Source organism: Aeromicrobium wangtongii, assembly GCF_024584515.1.
GTDB classification, from domain to species: domain Bacteria; phylum Actinomycetota; class Actinomycetes; order Propionibacteriales; family Nocardioidaceae; genus Aeromicrobium; species Aeromicrobium wangtongii.
In genome coordinates this window covers 126,492-144,392 of record NZ_CP102173.1, presented here as the reverse complement: position 1 = coordinate 144,392, position 17,901 = coordinate 126,492, and the positions used below count along the sequence as shown (strand labels likewise).

Annotated in this window: 12 protein-coding genes, 1 tRNA gene and 1 riboswitch; of the genes, 6 read left to right on the top strand and 7 right to left on the bottom strand. The window is 69.4% G+C overall.

Features of this window, described 5'->3' with window-relative positions; translation table 11 throughout:
• Positions 1 to 102 precede the first annotated feature (102 nt).
• A complete protein-coding gene (locus NQV15_RS00710; protein WP_232402829.1) occupies positions 103 to 513 on the top strand; it encodes a cyclic nucleotide-binding domain-containing protein in 411 nt (136 codons plus the stop codon).
• A gap of 126 nt (positions 514 to 639) precedes the next feature.
• Entirely contained in the window at positions 640 to 2,475 is a 1,836-nt protein-coding gene (locus NQV15_RS00705; RefSeq protein WP_232402827.1) for a phosphoenolpyruvate carboxykinase (GTP), read from the top strand.
• A 72-nt stretch (positions 2,476 to 2,547) separates the two neighbouring features.
• Here NQV15_RS00705 and NQV15_RS00700 read toward each other — a convergent pair whose 3' ends face one another.
• From NQV15_RS00700 to NQV15_RS00690, 3 genes are all read right to left on the bottom strand, one after another.
• Positions 2,548 to 5,259, bottom strand: a complete 2,712-nt coding sequence (locus NQV15_RS00700; protein WP_232402825.1) for an Ig-like domain-containing protein — start codon at positions 5,257 to 5,259, stop codon at positions 2,548 to 2,550.
• Positions 5,260 to 5,381: 122 nt separating this feature from the next.
• Complete coding sequence (locus tag NQV15_RS00695; RefSeq protein WP_232402823.1) at positions 5,382 to 6,695, bottom strand: fibronectin type III domain-containing protein; 1,314 nt, start codon at positions 6,693 to 6,695, stop codon at positions 5,382 to 5,384.
• Complete coding sequence (locus NQV15_RS00690) at positions 6,692 to 8,119, bottom strand: dicarboxylate/amino acid:cation symporter (RefSeq protein WP_232402821.1); 1,428 nt, start codon at positions 8,117 to 8,119, stop codon at positions 6,692 to 6,694. The genes NQV15_RS00695 and NQV15_RS00690 overlap by 4 nt, the downstream gene beginning before the upstream one ends.
• Positions 8,120 to 8,315: 196 nt before the next feature.
• Positions 8,316 to 8,441: riboswitch (SAM riboswitch) on the top strand.
• An 11-nt stretch (positions 8,442 to 8,452) separates the two neighbouring features.
• Between NQV15_RS00690 and NQV15_RS00685 the strand changes: the two genes are divergently transcribed.
• Positions 8,453 to 9,763: an aminotransferase class V-fold PLP-dependent enzyme gene (locus NQV15_RS00685; RefSeq protein ID WP_232402819.1), complete on the top strand. Its 1,311-nt coding sequence runs from the start codon at positions 8,453 to 8,455 to the stop codon at positions 9,761 to 9,763.
• An 11-nt stretch (positions 9,764 to 9,774) separates the two neighbouring features.
• Here the strand turns inward: NQV15_RS00685 and NQV15_RS00680 are convergent, their stop codons facing one another.
• Positions 9,775 to 10,032: a hypothetical protein gene (locus NQV15_RS00680; RefSeq protein ID WP_232402817.1), complete on the bottom strand. Its 258-nt coding sequence runs from the start codon at positions 10,030 to 10,032 to the stop codon at positions 9,775 to 9,777.
• 141 nt (positions 10,033 to 10,173) lie between these two features.
• Between NQV15_RS00680 and NQV15_RS00675 the strand changes: the two genes are divergently transcribed.
• The gene (locus NQV15_RS00675; RefSeq protein ID WP_232402815.1) at positions 10,174 to 10,683 is read left to right on the top strand and encodes a hypothetical protein; all 510 of its coding nucleotides are present in this window, start codon (positions 10,174 to 10,176) and stop codon (positions 10,681 to 10,683) included.
• 197 nt (positions 10,684 to 10,880) lie between these two features.
• Here the strand turns inward: NQV15_RS00675 and NQV15_RS00670 are convergent.
• Positions 10,881 to 10,953: transfer RNA gene (locus tag NQV15_RS00670), tRNA-Arg, on the bottom strand.
• 262 nt (positions 10,954 to 11,215) lie between these two features.
• Here NQV15_RS00670 and NQV15_RS00665 point away from each other — a divergent pair.
• The gene (locus tag NQV15_RS00665) at positions 11,216 to 13,039 is read left to right on the top strand and encodes a phosphoenolpyruvate carboxykinase (GTP) (protein ID WP_232402813.1); all 1,824 of its coding nucleotides are present in this window, start codon (positions 11,216 to 11,218) and stop codon (positions 13,037 to 13,039) included.
• A 72-nt stretch (positions 13,040 to 13,111) separates the two neighbouring features.
• Here NQV15_RS00665 and ppc read toward each other — a convergent pair whose 3' ends face one another.
• The gene (ppc, locus tag NQV15_RS00660) at positions 13,112 to 15,937 is read right to left on the bottom strand and encodes a phosphoenolpyruvate carboxylase (RefSeq protein ID WP_232402811.1); all 2,826 of its coding nucleotides are present in this window, start codon (positions 15,935 to 15,937) and stop codon (positions 13,112 to 13,114) included.
• A 404-nt stretch (positions 15,938 to 16,341) separates the two neighbouring features.
• Here ppc and NQV15_RS00655 point away from each other — a divergent pair, with 404 nt between their 5' ends.
• On the top strand, positions 16,342 to 16,794 hold the full coding sequence (locus NQV15_RS00655; RefSeq protein ID WP_304523590.1) for a C40 family peptidase: 453 nt from the start codon (positions 16,342 to 16,344) through the stop codon (positions 16,792 to 16,794).
• Between the two features lie 3 nt (positions 16,795 to 16,797).
• Here the strand turns inward: NQV15_RS00655 and NQV15_RS00650 are convergent, their stop codons facing one another.
• Complete coding sequence (locus NQV15_RS00650; RefSeq protein WP_232402809.1) at positions 16,798 to 17,817, bottom strand: LLM class flavin-dependent oxidoreductase; 1,020 nt, start codon at positions 17,815 to 17,817, stop codon at positions 16,798 to 16,800.
• Positions 17,818 to 17,901: the final 84 nt, after the last annotated feature.

Here is a 17,901-nt window from a genome sequence, read left to right as displayed (position 1 = left end):
GGACGCCTCGGACAATATAGTGACAACAGGTCGCCATCGGTGTGAGAATTCCCACCCGCCGAGGGCGCCGGCGACTCACACTCCCACCGAAAGGACGTCGTCATGGCACGCAGGCAGAAGGCAGATCCCGAGGTCGTGGAGGCCCTGACCGAGCACACCTCGTTCGACGAGGAGCTCGTCCGGCAGCTCGCGACGGCCGGCACCGCGGTCAACATCCCCGAGGGCTGGTCGATCATCATGGAGACGACTCCGGCCGACTCCGCGTACATCGTCCTGGCCGGAACGGTCGAGATTCGCAAGGCAGGACAGGTGATTGCGCACCTGGGCGCGGGTGACGTCTTCGGCGAGATCGCCCTGGTCAACCGCAGCCTGCGCAATGCGTCGGTGGTCGCGGCGACCCCGATCCGGGCCCTGCGGCTCGGCGAGGAGGCGATCTCGTCGCTGCTCGAGCACGACCAGGAGTTCGCCGACACGCTGCGGACCTACGCCCAGAGCAGGATCACCGCGGGCTGACCTCATATCGCATTTGTTGTTCGCCACGCACAAACGGTGCGGCGCGACGCGACCCACGAGTCCGCGTACCCTTCGGTGAAATGCGCCGTACGTGAGCGCGTTCACCGGATGAGAGGCATGCAGGCGATGGCAGACGTTGAGGCAGCACTGGACCAGGCCGGACTGACCAATCCGCACGTGCGCGAGTACGTGCGCTACTGGGCCGACCTGACGGGCGCCGACCGCATCGAGGTCGTCAGCGCGTCCGACGATGCGCGTCTGGCCGAGGAGGCCCTGGCAGCTGGAGAGCTGCTCCCCGCCGGCGAGGGGCTGTACTACTCGCGCAGCTATCACAAGGACACCGCTCGCTCCGAGGAGCGGACGATCGTCGCCACGAGCAACCCCGACGACGCCGGCGCCTACAACAACTGGCGTCCGTCCTCGGAGATGAAGCCGCTGCTGGAGAGCAAGATGCGTGGCGCCTCTGCGGGCAAGACGATGTACGTCGTCCCCTACCTGATGGCTCCTCCCGGCTCGCCGCTCGAGGCCTTCGCCGCCGGCGTCGAGCTGACCGACTCGCGCACCGTGGTCATGCACATGATCCGCATGGCCCGCGTCGGCATCGACTACATCAACGACCTGGCCGATCCCAACAGCTTCGTGCGCGCCGTCCACGTGACCGGCGACCTGGAGAACCTGGGCCACGGCACCCCCGACGACGCCCGCTACTTCGTGACGGTCGCCGACGAGCGGACGATCCTGCACTTCGGCTCGTCCTACGGCGGAAACGCGCTGCTGGGCAAGATCGCGCACGGCCTGCGCCAGGCCGCGTACGACGGCTGGGCGTCCGGCAAGTTCCTGTCCGAGCAGTTCATGCTGCTGGGCATCACGGACAAGGAGACCGGCAAGAAGTACCACATCTGTGGCGGCTTCCCGAGCGCGTCGGGCAAGACCAACCTGGCCATGACGCTGGCCCCCGACGCCCTGGGCGACCGGTACTACGTCGACTTCTACGGCGATGACATCGCGTGGCTGTGGGTCGACGAGAACGACGGCAAGCTCTACGGCATGAACCCCGAGTTCGGTGTGTTCGGCGTCGCCAAGGACACCAACGAGGCGACCAACCCCGGCGCGCTGCACTCGATCGAGCCCGGCTCCGGCGCGATCTTCACCAACATCGCCTACAACCCGACCACGCAGGAGGTCTGGTGGGAGGGCAAGACGCCCAACCCGCCCGAGGACGTCACGGGCTGGGAGGACTGGAAGGGCGAGCTCATCTCCGAGCGCGCCGAGGGCGACACCTCGCCGTGGGCGCACCCCAACAGCCGCTTCACCACGACCCTGGACAACGTCCCGAACGTGGCAGCCGACTACAACAGCCCCCAGGGCGTGCCGATCGACGCAATCATCTTCGGTGGACGCACCCGCGACCGTGAGCCGCTGATCCGCGCGATCACCGATCTGGCCGAGGGTGTCTACGACGGCATGACGCTGGGCGCCGAGGCGACCTTCGCGGCCGAGGGCGTCGACGGCCAGCTGCGCTACGACCCGATGTCGATGCGTCCGTTCATGTCCTACCCCGAGGGCGACTACGCCGCGCAGTGGCTCAAGATCATCGGCCAGGCCACCGAGGTGCCGATGTTCGCGCACGTCAACTGGTTCCAGCGCGGCGAGGACGGTCACTTCCTGTGGCCCGGCTACCGCGACAACCTGCGCCCGCTGCTGTGGCTCATGCAGCTCAAGGCCGGCGAGGTCACGGGCCGTCAGACGCCGGTCGGCATCATCCCGACCAAGGATGAGCTGAACCTCGACGGCGTGGAGATCACGCCCGAGGACCTCGACACCATCCTGACGATCGACAACGCCCGCTGGCAGCAGGAGATGGAGTTCCGCGAGGCGCACCTCAAGGCGTTCCACAGCCTGCCCGAGGAGATCTGGGAGGCCCACCGCCGCGTGAAGGCCGCCCTGGAGGCCGACGCCTGATCCACCCCAGGCCATGACGAAGCCCCGGACCGATCTCGGTCCGGGGCTTCGTCGTTGCGGTGCCGGGTGGCGTCAGGCCTTGACCTTCAGCTTCTTGGCGATGCTGACGGTCCTGGTCGGCGCGTAGTTGGCGTCGCCCAGGTAGGTGGCCTTGACCTTCCACGCGCCCTTGGCCAGCTTGGGCAGCGAGACCGTGGCACGACCGTTCTTGAGCGTCACGGTGACCTTCTTGGTCGTGCTGCCCTTCTTGAGCTGGATCTTGACCTTGCCGGTCGCCTTGGCCAGTCCGGCAGGCGTCGAGACGTTGATCGAGGCCTTGCCCTTCTTCTTGGCCTTGACGCTGCCCTTGGCGGCGAACGCCGGGGCCTTGGTCGCTCCCTTGGTGACCGTCACCCGGGTGAATGCGCTCGAGGCGATCAGGTTGCTGGTACCGGAGTACACCGCCGTGACCGCATACGTCTTGGGCGCCAGCGTCCGCGGCACCGAGACCGTCGCGCGTCCCGCGCCGTCCACCGGGACCGTCTGCGTCGTGCCACCCACCGTGACGGTCACCTGTCCCGTCGTCGGCTGCCCTGCAGGACCGGCCACCCGGATGCCGACCGAGGCGAACGTCCCGTAGGGGGCGCCGGTGACGCTGGTGACCAGCGACGTGGGCGCCTTGGTGATGGTCAGCGTGCCGGACTGCGACGTGGAGGGGCCGAAGGCGCCGTCCCCGAGGTAGGTCGCCGTGACGGAGTGGACGCCGGCCGGGGTCGACGCCGGGACGCTGAACGTCCCGGTGCCGTCCTTGACCGTGCCCGTGACGTCTCCACCGGGCAGACCGGTCAGGGTGGCCGTGCCCGTCGCGCCCTTCGCGGTCGTCACTGTCGCCGTCACGGTTCCGTCCACGCCGAAGACACGGCTGCGCAGCTCGCCCAGGGTCGTAGCGGACGGCTCCCTGAGCAAGAACGTGACCTGCGACGAGCTCAGCACGTTGCCACGACCCAGGTACCTGACGGTGTACGACTTGCTGCGGGCGGTCTGGGCCGGCAGCGTGATCCGGACCGTGCCGTCGCGCTTGAGCCGCGCCTGGGCGATCTTCGTCGAGCCGTCGAGCACCGCGACCGTTCCACGCGGCTTGCCGGCCGCCGACGATGGTGCGGCGTTCGCGCCCGCCGTGTTCAGCGAGATGAATGGGGCGTGGCCGGGCGCGGCCACGGAGATGTCGATCGCGGGGTCGGTGGCACCCTCCCGGGCGGGCACCTCCGTGACGGAGGTCGTGGTCGAGAACCCCTGGTCCGCGAACCCCTTGAACACCGTGTCGATCTCGTCGATCGCCTCCTTGGCAAAGGCGCGCTGGTTCTGCAGCTGGTTGCTGCCCGCCTCGGACGCCGGGTTGGCCGCTCCGCGCAGCGTCCCGTCCCCGGCCGGCAGGTCACGGCCGGCGGTGAACCACCACTCGGTCATGTGCTCGGTGTGGCCGCCGTCGTCGTTCTGGCGGATCGCCTGGTCCACGACGGGGGCGGGGGTGCCCTCGGCGTCCTTGTGGTCCTTGTTGTAGGTCAGGAAGTGGCCAACCTGGATCTTGCGGGCCTGCTTGGGCTCCTTGGACGTGTCACCACCGGGGTAGTACGACACCGCGTTCACGCTGCCGCCGAGCTCGGCGACGTCCGCGGCGGTGCGGTACTGCGTGACGGCATTGGGCAGGTAGGTGTTGATCAGGTCGCCGTACAGGTGCGACGGCCGGGTGGCCTTCTGCACGCCATCTTCCTCCACCAGCACGGGGTTATCGCGGATGTGGTCGTAGTTCGATCCGCCGTTGCTCGTGGAGAACAGGGAGAAGTCGAAGTTGTAGACCGTCTTCACGCCGTACTTCTGGGCGTCGGCGTTGACGAACTTGATGATCGCCCGGGTGTTGTGGCACCACGTGCCGCCGAACAGGATCGGGATGTCACCGGGCTGCTGCAGCAGGTGCACCAGCTCGGGATAGGTCAGCGTCTGCACGCGGAAGCCGTCGGTCGCGTCGGCGACGTCCAGGATGTCGGCGCCGTACCGCGTGGCGTCACTGTAGGACGGGGTCGTGCTGTGGCGACGGTTGACCTCGGCACGCTGGAACTCGAAGTTCGTCGTCGTGACCAGGTCGTCGGCCGGAACCGCCCCGAGGACGTCCTTGACCTGGTTCTCGTAGGCGGTCGCCTCGGCGTCGGTGTCGAGGTCGGCGACCGTCTTCGCGCCGGAGAGCGCGGCCACGATGCGATCCTCCTGCCCGTCGACCGTGCGGTCCTTGTTGTAGACGAACAGGTAGGGGTCGCTGGACTCGTTCTTGGCGAACCTGGTCTGGACGTCCTTGTTCAGGTAATCGTTGATCAGCTGGTCGCCCCTCGCCGCGAAGTAGGCGCGACCCGTGGCGTTGAGCCCGGCGCCGTCAACGTCCCAGACGTCCAGCGAGCCGCCGTCCAGCTTGGGCGTGAAGTTGTAGATGCGATCGATGCCGCGGTCCTTGGCGACCTTCTGGATGTGGCCGATCGTGGCCTGGCTCGACACGGTGCCGGGGTCGCCGATGAAGAAGGCGACATTGCCGGTGACGTTCTTCAAGATGTACTCGAAGCGCTCGATCGTCACGGTCTCGAAGACGCTGTTGGCGCCGAGCGCGGTGTAGGCGTCGTCGAAGTAGTCGACGGTGGCGCCGAGGGTGGGGGCGGGCGCGGCGGCCTGGGCAGCACTGCCGAGCCCGAGCAGCGAGGACGCGGCGACAGCGGCTGCTGCTGCGGTGGCGAGTCCGCGTCGCAGAGTGATGTTGGGCATGGGGATGTCACTTCCTCTGCCACACTGGGCAGATCGGTTCGTGCATGTCATGGATCGTCAGGCTGGGCTGCCCAGGGTGTCGAGATCTCGGCGGCCCAGCCGTCTACAGCTGGTGCTCGTGGTCAGCTCACCCCCGCCGTGCTCTGCGCCAACGGGCGCTCGACGATGAGGTCGTCGCCCACCACGGGACGATCGACAGCGGTTGCGTCCGCTGCCACGGGCAGCCGGTTGCGCTCGCGGCGACGGCGGCCGGTGGCGACGTGCCAGGCCAGCGACGCCAGCCCGAGGGCGCCCAGCGCCAGCAGGATCACCAGTCCGACGACCGGCGGGACGGTCTCGCCCGGCGTCGTCTCAGCGGCGGCCGCTGCCGGTGCCGCGACCGCGACCGGTGAGCTGGTGATCTGCGTGCCCTCGTACAGCACGACGACCGAGTGGTCGCCCGGCTCGACCGTCGCCGGGATCGTGACGGTGGTCGTGAAGGCGCCAGACGTGTCGGTGGCCACGGTGCCGAGGGCGACCGGGTCGGAGTGCAGCTCGAGCGCCAGCTCGGGGACGTTCGCCGCGAAGCCGGTACCGGTCACGGTCACCGTCCCACCGGGCTCCAGCTCACCGTCGACCGCGACGGTCCCGACGGTCTCGGCGATCGGCGTCCCGATTGTGGCGACCTCCGACGGAGCCGACGTCAGGGACGGACCGGCAGCGTTGACTGCCTGCACGGCGGCCCGGTAGCTGCCGTCCTCGAGATCGGTGAACGTGTGCTTCAGCGTCTGCGCGTCGACCTGGACCGGCGCGGCGTTCGTCAGCTGCACGACGTACCCGCTGACGCTCTCCAGCGCCGCGTTCGGGCCGGCTAGCCACGAGACCGTGACGTCCGAGCCCTTCACCGTCACGGTCGGCGCGGCCGGAGCGGTCGGGGCCGCCGGGGCTGCGGTCTCGGTGGCCGGATCGGCCAGGCCCGGCGCGGCGGCCGTGGGGGTCGCGCTCTTGGCACCGGGCGTCGTGGCCTTCGGCGTCGGCTTGGCCGCGACGGGCTTGGGCGTCACGGGCTTCGGGGTCGTCGGCTGCGGGGTCGTCGGAGCGGCCGCGATCTCGTCGGCGTACTTGACGTCGTTCGGGTTGCCCTGCCAGATGCCCGTCTTGCGGCTGGGCAGGACCCACTTGCCGTCGTCGTCCTGGTAGCAGCCGCCGATCGGCGTGCAGAACTTGTCGACCGGGAGCGACGTCAGCGCGGCGCCCTTGTCGTCCTGCAGGCACGGCGAGTCGTCACCGCCGTCGACCCACTCGACGCTGGCGGCGCTGGCCTGCACGTAGATGGCCTGGGCGCTCAGGATCAGGCCGGAGCTCAGCAGGGCAGCGGCGAGCAGGCGCCGAGCGCGGCGGAATCGGGGGGAGATCGTGGACACGTGAGGTGCTCCTTGGTCGGACGAGGTGGTCATCGTGTGATCGTGGAAGAGGTGGGACGGTCGTCGATGCCGCAGACGCCGACGGGGACGCCGTCCGCGGTCTCGACGCCGGGCGGCAGCTGGCGCCGGCGGCCGAGCGGCTCGTCGTGGCTGCTCGCGAACATCACGTCGTCGAGGCGGCCGGCCCGGCGGGCGACGACCGTGGCGGCCACGGCCGCAGCCGTGACGTTGTTCATGGTGCGGGCCATGTCGACGATCGCGCTGATCGGCAGGGTGAGGACGACGACCTCGAGCGGCAGTCCCGCTGCCGCGAGCACCGTCGTGGCGGTGATGGTCGCGGTGCCGGGCACGCCTGCCGTGCCGATCGAGACCAGCAGGCTCAGCAGCGCCAGCACGGCGTAGTCGGCCAGGCTGTAGTCGATGCCCAGTCCGTTGACGGCGAACACCGCCAGGATGATGGGCCAGACACCGGCGCAGCCGGGCATGCCGATCGTGGTGCCGAGCGGCGCCGTGAACCCGGCGACATCGGCCGGCACACCGACCCGCGAGGTCAGGACGCTCGTCGTCACCGGCAGCGTGCCGGCGCTGCTCTGCGTCGTGAACGCGGTGAGCTGGGCCGGGGCGATCTTGCGGAAGAACGCGACCGGGTTGACGTCCGCGGCGACCCGCAGGACCACGGCGTTGACGACGAAGGCGTGCACGAAGCAGGCGATGTAGGCCACGACGAGCAGTCCGAGCAGGGCGCTCAGCTGCTCCTTGCCGGCCGAGGCCGTCGACGCGGCGACAGCGGTGAGCACCAGCACCGCGTACGGCGTCAGGGCGATCACGAAGCCGACGGCCTTGTAGATGATCTCCCGCGCGGCCTCGATCAGGCTGATCAGCGGTGCGACCTTCTCGGGCGAACGGTCCGCGACCAGCGAGCACGCGACCGCGATCAGCAGCGTGAACACGATGATCGGGATGATGTTGTTCTCGGAGATGTCCTGGACGATGTTGGTCGGGAAGAACCCGATGAACACCTCGGCGAACGGCTTCTTGATCTCGTCGAGCGCCCGGGTGTCGACCCCCTGCGTCGCGAGATCGGCGTTCTTGCCGACGCCGATCCACAGCGACAACCCGAGGGTGAGCAGGATCGCCAGCGCGTTGAGGCCCATCAGCCACACGACCGAGGAGGTGCCGATCGTGCGCAGCTTCTCGGTCGAGCCGAGCGAGGTGATGCTCGACAGGATCGACACGATGACCAGCGGGGCGACGATCGTCAGCAGCAGGTTGATGTACACCCGGCCCAGCGGCTGGATGTAGTCGACGTGATCGCGGAACACCAGGCCGACGCCGGCGCCCACGAAGAGTGCCACGAATGTCAGCACGCTGAAGTTCAGACGATTGCGCCCCAGGACGTAGAGCCCCGCGAAGAGGCCCAGCGTCACAGCCAGGGCGGTCAGGTTCCAGGTGTCCACGAGGACGTCCTCCAGATGTCGGGTGCCGGCGGCAGTCGGCGGATTCGGCCCGGATCGCCTGCACTGCGGGCGAACCGTCAGGAGGATCATGACGGGATGTCAGCGCCCGCGGGCGCTGTCTCACCATTCGGACGTTCGTCCACATCGCGAGATTTGGAGTCGCCGCGAGCGCTCACGCTGGCACATTTGGAGCCACGGTCACGAGTACCAGCGCGTCCCTGACGCACAGCCCCGGCTTGCTGGTCGGCAACCCTCCTTTTCGCGGTGGGGTGCTCCGGGTGACGACCAGGTCCTGGCCGATCGGCCCGGGCAAATGCGAACGAAGGATGTCCCGTGCCCCTCCTCCCCCTTGTCGGCGCCGAGCTCGAGATCCCCCTCCTGGACGGCCGCCTCGTGCGGCACGCCAACTTCGACGGCGCCGCCAGCGCCCCCTCGCTGACCGCGGTCGCCGAGCAGGTCACCGCCGCCCTGCCCTGGTACGCCAGCGTCCACCGCGGCTCCGGCTACTCCTCGCAGGTCTCGACCGCCCTGTACGAGCGGGCGCGCCGCGATGTCGGGCAGTTCGTCGGCGCCCGTAGCGACGACGTCACGATCTTCGTGCGCAACACGACCGATGCGGTCAACCTGCTCGCCTCCGCCGTACCCGGACGCGTCCTGACCCTGGACGTCGAGCACCACGCCAATCTCCTGCCGTGGGACCGCAGCCCCGGCGGGCACGAGATCGTCCAGGCCCGGCCCACCGTCGGTGGGACGCTCGCCGCCCTCGAGGGTGTGCTGTCCGCGCGCCCCATCGCCCTGCTGGCGATCACCGGCGCGTCCAACGTGACCGGCGAGTCGTTGCCGCTGCCCGCGATCGTCGAGCTGGCGCACCGGTACGGCTGCCGGGTGTTCGTCGACGGGGCGCAACTGCTGGCCCATCGCCGGCTGTCGCTGGAGGCCTCGGGCGTCGACTACGTCGCCTTCTCCGGCCACAAGCTCTACGCGCCCTTCGGCTCCGGGGCGCTGGTCGGCCGCCGCGACTGGCTCGACGTCAGCGAGCCGCACCTGGCCGGCGGTGGCGCCGTCCGCCAGGTCACGACCGGCTCCGTCGAGTGGACGACCGCCCCGGCCCGCCACGAGGCCGGCACCCCCAACCTGATCGGCGCGACCGCCCTGGCGACGGCTGCCGCCGAGCTGTCGGCACTGCCCGAGGACGCCTGGCGCGAGCACGAGAACCGCCTGCACCGCCGACTCGCCGAGGGGGTCGCCGCGCTGCCGGGCATCGACGTCGCGCGGGTCTGGTCAGACTCCGCGGCGCCCATCGGCGTGGTCACGTTCCGCCTCGCCGGCACCGACCCGGCGCTGCTGGCCGCGTTCCTGGCCGCCGAGCACGGCGTCTCGGTGCGCGACGGACGGTTCTGCGCCCATCCCCTGCTCGACCGGCTCGGCTGGGGCGAGGGCGCGGTGCGCGCCAGCATCGGCGTCGGCACCACCGAGGAGGACGTCGATCGGCTGCTGGCGGGGCTCACCGCCTGGGTGACGGGCGACCGCGCGGGCCGCTACGAGCTGGTCGACGGCGTCTGGATCGTGCTCGACGACCCCCGTCCGGTGCCCGCGGGCCTCGGTCTCGACGCGCTGGCCGCGGCCCTGTCCCCCTGCTCCTGACCGGCGGCGCGTCAGCCGCCGAGCGTCCGGGCCGCCATCGACAGGTGGTCGGCCTGCTCGGCGAGCACGGAGTCGTCCGGGTCCTCCCCGATGCGGTCCTGGAGGTCGTCGCGCGTGATGACCTCCAGGGCACCCCGGTAGTCGTCGGCGTCGCGGCGGTCGGCCGCGATGACCTCGACCCGGCCCCCGATGAGGCCGATGGTCGCGCCCGGACCGGCATCCAGGAGGGCACGCACGTGGTCGATCGTGATCGTCTGCGGTTCAGTCATGATGTCGCAGTTCCCACGCGGGGCGCCCTCAATCCCATCCCTGACCGACCAGCACTCGTGTGATCGCGCGTCAAGACCGCAAACCTGAGATTCCCCTGATGAATCTGTCTCGAACGCGCGAGCGCCGGGTAACGGGCGGACATGAGCAACTACACCAACACTCCCAGCAACGACCGCACGGTCTACGAGCCGCACCGCGCCAACCCGATGGGCGCCTACGTCGCCAGCGCCGGCGCCGTGATCTTCCTGATCGCGACCTTCCTGGCCTGGGTCACCACGGACGACAAGAGCTTCAGCGGCTACGAGACCGACACGGTCATCCCCTTCACGGCCTACCTGGGCATCGGTTTCGCCGCCGCCCTGCTGTACGCCGCGAAGCGAGCCACCCGCCGCCAGCACCGCGGCCTGTCGCTGTCGTCCATGGCAGCGGGCATCGCGGCCACCGGACTGGCCCTGTCGTACCTGTTCGAGGTTCCGGGCGGCGCTGAGCGCAAGGCCGGCTTCGACACCGAGATGGGCGTCTACGTCGGCCTCATCGGCGCCCTCGTCTGGGCCGTCGGCTCGTTCCTGCTGGCCAAGGAGCCCGAGGGCGACATCGAGCACCGCAACGACCACGACATCGCCACGACCGGCAACCACGCCTCGAGCTGACGCCCGAGCGCACGCGCGCCCCGAACCCCGCCACTCCCACCGGAGCGGCGGGGTTCGTCACGTCTGCGGGCCTCAGGTCTCCGTCGCGAGGGCGGTCAACACGCAGATCACCCTGGTTCGCAGGCCGGAACGCCCGGGCCCGGCTCCCGGTGACACGACGAAGCCCCCGTCGCGAACGACGGGGGCTTCATGTCTTGCGCGCCCGAAGGGATTCGAACCCCTAACCTTCTGATCCGTAGTCAGATGCTCTATCCGTTGAGCTACGGGCGCACACCCCGAAGGGCCTCGTTGATACTAGCGCGCCCCCTCCCTCGAGGTGAAATCGGGTTCTCCTGCATTCCCGGGAAACCCGGGTTTCGTGTGACCAACTGCACCTGTCGGGCCGTATCCCCTGGCCGGTCAGCCCCCGTAAAGTCGATGAGGATCGCCATCGCCCGTCGGTGGCGATTTCACACATCAGCTACCCGAGACCTGACTGTCGAGGGAGTGCGGGCCAATGCGCTTGGCCCGCGATGGAGAAGGAAAAGTTCACATGTCAGCAGACACCACGACCATCTCGACCTACCAAACGTCACACCCCCGGCTGAGTGCCTGGGTGGACGAGGTCGCCGCCCTCACCAAGCCGTCCGACATCTACTGGTGCGAAGGGACGCCTGAGGAGTGGGTCCGCATCACCGACAAGCTCGTCGAGACGGGCACCTTCAAGCGCCTCAACGACGAGCTGAAGCCGAACTCCTTCTACTGCGCCTCCGACCCCAACGACGTCGCCCGCGTCGAGGACCGCACCTTCATCTGCTCGGTCGACGAGAAGGACGCCGGTCCCACCAACAACTGGATGGCTCCGGACGCGATGAAGCAGATCATGACCGATCTGTACGACGGCTGCATGCAGGGCCGCACGATGTACGTCATCCCCTTCGTGATGGGACACCTGGAGTCCGAGCACCCGATGTTCGGCGTCGAGATCACCGACTCGGCCTACGTCGTCGCGTCGATGACCGTCATGGCCCGCATCGGCCGTGAGGTGCTGGACAAGATCGAGCAGACCGAGGCCGACTTCGTCCCGGCGCTGCACTCCTTCGGCGCTCCCCTGACCGACGGCCAGGCCGACGTCCCGTGGCCGTGCAACGACACCAAGTACATCGTGCAGTTCCCCGAGGAGCGCACGATCTGGTCGTACGGCTCCAGCTACGGCGGAAACGCCCTGCTGGGCAAGAAGTGCTACGCGCTGCGCATCGCCTCGGTCATGGGCCGCGACGAGGGCTGGATGGCCGAGCACATGCTGATCCTCAAGCTGACGAACCCCGAGGGCGTCGTCAAGTACGTGGCCGCGGGCTTCCCGAGCGCGTGCGGCAAGACCAACCTCGCGATGGTCGAGCCGACCATCCCGGGCTGGAAGGTCGAGACGATCGGCGACGACATCGCCTGGATCCGGGTCGGTGCGGACGGTCGCCTGTACGCCGTCAACCCCGAGTTCGGCCTGTTCGGCGTCGCGCCGGGCACCGGTTGGGACACCAACGCCAATGCGATGAAGACCATCGCCCAGGGCAACTCGGTGTTCACCAACGTCGCGCTGACCGATGACGGCGACGTCTGGTGGGAGGGCATGACGGACGAGCCGCCGGCCCACCTGACGGACTGGAAGGGCAATGACTGGACGCCCGAGAGCGATCAGCTCTCCAGCCACGCCAACAGCCGCTTCTGCACGCCGATCAAGCAGTGCCCGATCCTGGCCGACGAGTACGACGACCCCAACGGCGTCCCGCTCGATGCGATCCTGTTCGGCGGCCGCCGCAAGACGACGATCCCCCTGGTGACCGAGGCCCGCGACTGGACCCACGGCACGTTCATGGGTGCGACGCTGTCGTCGGAGACCACGGCCGCTGCAACCGGCGCCGTCGGCGTCGTGCGCCGCGATCCCATGGCGATGCTGCCGTTCATCGGCTACGACGCGGGTGACTACTTCGGTCACTGGATCAACATGGCCAAGAACAACGACGAGTCGAAGTTCCCGAAGATCTTCTACGTCAACTGGTTCCGTCGCGACGAGGACGGCGGCTTCCTGTGGCCCGGCTTCGGCGAGAACAGCCGCATCCTGAAGTACGTCATCGACCGGGTCGAGGGCAAGGTCGAGGCACAGGAGACGCCGATCGGCCTCGTCCCGCCGACGTCCTCGATCGACACCGACGGCCTGGACGTCACCGAGGAGCAGCTGCGCAAGGCCCTGGCGGTCAACCCCGAGGAGTGGACCTCCGAAGTCGAGCAGATCACCGCATGGTTCGAGCAGTTCGGCGACACCCTGCCGACCGTCCTGTGGACCGAGCTCGATGGCCTGAAGGCCCGCCTGGGCCTCTAGCCCGCCTGGGGTGACGAGAGAATCTGGTTCCGTCAGCAACGGTTCAGACAGGACCAGATTCTCTCGTCACCGCTATCCGGTGTTGCGCAGCCCGGCGGAGATGCCGTTGATCGTCAGCAGCAGGGCGCGTTGCAGATCCTGGTCGACGTCCTGCCCGTCCGGCGTCGCGCGCACCGAGCGCAGGAGCGACACCTGCAGCGCGTGCAGCGGGGCGAGGTAGGAGTCGCGCAGCTCGAGCGTCCGGCGCAGAACTGGCGCCGACTCCAGCAACGACGGCTCGCCGGTCACGCGCAGCACCTGCTCCAAGGTGAGCTCGTGCTCCCGCCGGATGACGTCGAAGACGCCCTTGGACGCGTCCGGCACCAGCTCCTGGACGTACGCCGCGGCGATGTCCAGATCGGTCTTGGTCAGCGTCATCTGGACGTTGGACACGAAGGTGCGGAAGAACGCCCACGACCCGTACATCTCCTGCAGCGTCTCGCCGCGACCGTCGTCGAAGGCCGCCTTCAGGCCCGAGCCGACGCCGAACCAGCCCGGCAGCACCATCCGCGACTGCGTCCAGCCGAACACCCACGGGATGGCCCGCAGGTCGTCCAGCCCGCCCGCGCCGCCGGGACGCTTCGCCGGCCGCGAGCCGATGTTCATCTTGCCCAGCTCGTCGACCGGTGTCGCGGCGACGAAGAACGGCACCAGCTGTTCGTCCCCGACCAGCGAGCGGTAGGCCTGCTTGCCCTGCTCGGCGACCAGGTCCATCGTGGCGTTCCAGCCGTCGAGCACGTCGGGGCCCAGCAATGAGGTGCGGTGCAGCACGGAGGCCTCGAGCACCGCGGCCAGCGCACCCTCGAGGTTCTGGCGGCCGAGCCCCGGCAGCGAGTACTTGTCGGAGATGACCTCGCCCTGCTCGGTGATCTTGATGGGCCCGTCGAGGCTGCCGTACGGCTGGGACATGATCGCCTCGGCGGTCGGCCCGCCGCCGCGCCCGGTCGACCCGCCGCGACCGTGGAACAGCCGCAGCACGACCCCGTGCGCACGGGCGACGTCCCGCAGCTGGCGCTGGGCGCGGTGCACCTGCCACTGGGACGCCGCGATGCCGGCGTCTTTGGACGAGTCGGAGTAGCCCAGCATGATCTCCTGCACGTCGCCGCGCGCCGCGACGATGCGCCGGTACGACGGATCGCTCAGCAGCGCGTCGAGCAACGGGCCGGCGGACTCCAGCTCGGCGACGGTCTCGAACAGCGGCGCGAAGCCGATGCGCGCGACCGTCTCGTCGGCCACCACGTCCACCAGCCCCACCTCGCGCGCCAGCACCACGACCGCGAACAGGTCGTCGACGTCGTGGGTCATCGACACGATGTAGGTCTCGATGACCTCCGGCCCGTAGGCGTCCAGCGCCTCCCGGATGACCTCCAGCAGGCCCAGCGACGCCGTGGCGGCCTCGCCCATCCCAGCCGCGCCGACGCCGGTCAGTGGACGGCTCGACGCCATCTCCTGGGCCAGCACCGCGATGCGCTCGGGACGTTCGAGCGAGGCGTAGTCGATCTCACCGATCCGGCCGTACAGCTCGGCCAGGGCGGCATGATGCTTCGCGCTGTGCTCGCGGACGTCCATCGTGGCCAGCCCGGCACCGAAGGTCACGGCGGTGCGGATGAGTCGCAGGATCGCGCCGTCGCCGGTCAGATCATCACCGGCGGCCAGCATCGAGTCGCGCACCAGGGTCAGGTCGCGCACCAGCTCGTCGAAGCCCCGGTAGTCGCGGCCCGGCTCGTGCGGCGTGCCGTGGACCAGCCGGTCGCGGGTGCGCAGAAGCCGCACGCGGACGAAGCTGAGCTTGAGCCGGTACGGCTCCTCGGCGTTGAGCCGGCGCACCGACTCCCACGTGATCGGCAGCGCCTCCGCGTCGGCGGCGATGCTCTCTCGCAGCTCGTCGGTCGCCGTCACGATGCGCGTGGAGGCGGTCATCTCGGTGAGCACCTCGTCGACCATCTCGATCAGCTCGGCCAGGCCCGAGGTGTGCTGCAGGTGCAGGACGTCCAGGGTCACGGCGGGCGTCACGTTGGGATTGCCGTCGCGGTCACCGCCGGCCCACGTGCCGAACCGCAGCGGCCGCGCCGTGGCCGGCAGCGTCACGTCGATGCGCGCCAGCTGCCGGTCGAGCTCGGCCAGCAGCTCGGGGACGACCTCCCCTGCGATCGAGCGCAGGTAGTAGACCGCGGTGCGCGCCTCATCGGCCGGCTCCGGCCGGACCACCCGCAGCTCATCGGTCTGCCACAGCAGGTCGACCAGCTCGGCGAGGCGGCGCTCGTCCGCAGGCACCTGCGAGGCGGGACGCCGCGGGTCCTCCGCTGCCCGGACCGTCTCGGCGATCTTGCGCAGCAGGCGCAGGACGCTGCGGCGGCTGGCCTCCGTGGGGTGCGCCGTGAACACGGGCCGGTACTCCAGCCGCTCCAGGACCTCGTCCAGCAGCTCGCGGCTCAGGTCTCCGGACTCCAGCGCTGTGCCGATGCGTCCGACCGTCGCGGCCAGTGGCCCCTCGGTGCCGGCGGTGAGCTCCTGCCAGCGGTGCAGCTGCTCGGTGGTGTTGACCAGCTGGAAGTACGCCGTGAACGCGCGCGCCAGCACGACCGCCGTGGCCGGGTCGACGGCGGCGAGCACCCGCCGCAGGTCCTCGTCGTCGGGCTGCCGCGCCAGCCGCCGCACCTGCTCGACCAGCTCCAGCAGCTCGGGTCCCTCGTGGCGGGTCAACGCCTCCCCGAGCAGCGTCGTCAGCTGCCGCACGGACGCCCGCAGCGCGGCGTGCTCGGCATCGGACGACAGACCACCACCGAACGAGGCCGGATCGGGCTGCCTGCGGTCCGAGGCCAGGATCTGCTCGGTGGTCAAGGGTGAGGGTGGGGTCACGCCGTCATTTTGTCGGACATTGCCTGTGATGTCGCTCTCTGCGCGGGGGCATGGGGATCGTGGCATCCACTGCGTCCCGCAGGTACGGCGGAATTGCTGGTATTCCGGGCCGGATGTGCCGGACCAGTGCTGCGAAGCCGCGTCACCAGCCGGTTGCGCCCTGCGATTCCCGTCAATCTGTCTCCCCGGACAGGTCCGACATCTCGTTACCGAAGAGTCGATTGCCTGCCTAGGATTGCCGCGGCTTCGTGTCATGGAAGCCCAACGCACCCGAGCCGAGTCCGCTCCCGGATGCGTCACATCGATCAGCAGGAGCGGAACGGGACAGTCACTTCTCGCGCAATGCGCTCGGGGCCACCACCTCAGGTCCGACAGACTCCATCTCGTAGGCGCCGAGGAAAATCATGCGCACCATCCAGAGGGCGATCTTCGCCCTGCTTGCCGCTGTCCTGATGTCTGCACTGGTCATCGGCACCACGTCCACTTCCGCGTCCGCCTTGAGCACGGCCAAGAAGGACAAGGTCATCAAGAAGGCCGCCTCGCTCAAGGGCACCCCCTACCGGTGGGGCGGAACCTCGACCCGGGGCTTCGACTGCTCCGGCTACACCCAGTACGTCTACAAGAAGGCCCTGAAGAAGAAGCTCCCCCGGGTCGCGGACGCCCAGGGCCGCGCGGGCAAGGCGGTCAAGAAGTCCAGGAAGCACCGCGGCGACCTGATCGTGTTCACCCGCGGTGGCCGCGGCTACCACGTCGGGATCTACGCGGGCAAGAACAAGATCTGGCACGCGAGCCGTCCGGGCCAGCCCGTGAAGAAGGAGCGGATCTGGACCAGCGGCTACAAGGTTCGCCGGCTCTGATCCCTAGCTGCGGGGCTTCCAGCCGATAGCCGGCAGGACGTGCTCGGCCAGCGCCGACAGCAGGCGGACGTTGTACTCGACGCCGAGCTGGTTGGGCACGGTCAGCAGTACCGAGTCGGCCGCCTGGACGGCGACGTCCTCGGCGAGCTCGGCGGCCAGCACGTCGGGCTCGCCGACGTACGACTTGCCGAACCGGGCCAAGCCGCCGTCCAGGTGCCCGACCTGGTCGTCGCCGGAACGATCACCGAACCAGGCGCGATCCTGCGCGTCCAGGACGGGGATGACGCTGCGGCTGACCGAGACTTTCGGCGTCCGCTCCCAGCCGGCCTCCGCCCACGCGGCGCGGAACAGCTGGATCTGCTCGAGCTGCAGCTCGTCGAAGGGCACACCGGTGTCCTCGGTCAGCAGCGTCGAGCTCATCAGGTTCATGCCCTGCTGCGCGGTCCACTCGGCCGTCGCGCGGGTGCCGGAGCCCCACCAGATGCGGTCGGACAGACCGGGTGCCTGCGGCATCACGGGCAGTCGGACGGAACGCCCGGTCATCCGTGGATCGGAGTCCACGACACCGGCCCCGGCGATCGCCGCGCGGAACAGCTCGGTGTGCGCACGGGCCATGTCGGCGTCCGACATCCCCTCCGGCGGCACGTGCCCGAACGACTCGTAGCCGCGGACCGCCGTCTCCGGTGATCCCCGGCTGATGCCGAGCTGCAGCCTGCCGCCACTGATCAGATCGGCCGCGGCGGCGTCCTCGGCCATGTACAACGGGTTCTCGTACCGCATGTCGATGACGCCGGTGCCGATCTCGATGCGGCTCGTGCGCGCGCCGACCGCTGCGAGCAGCGGGAACGGGGACGCCAGCTGCCGGGCGAAGTGGTGCACCCGGAAGTAGGCACCGTCCAGGCCCAGCTCCTCGACCGCCACGGCCAGGTCGATCGACTGCAGCAGGACGTCACTGGCCGTGCGGGTCTGCGACCCCGGAACGGGCTGGTAGTGACCGAAGGACAAGAAGCCGACATTAGTCATACAACATTCAACCACTTTCGTCGCCGGGGTGTTCCCGCGGCACCCATGAGCGTCGCGCCGGACATTCGGGCGAGCGGATAGTGT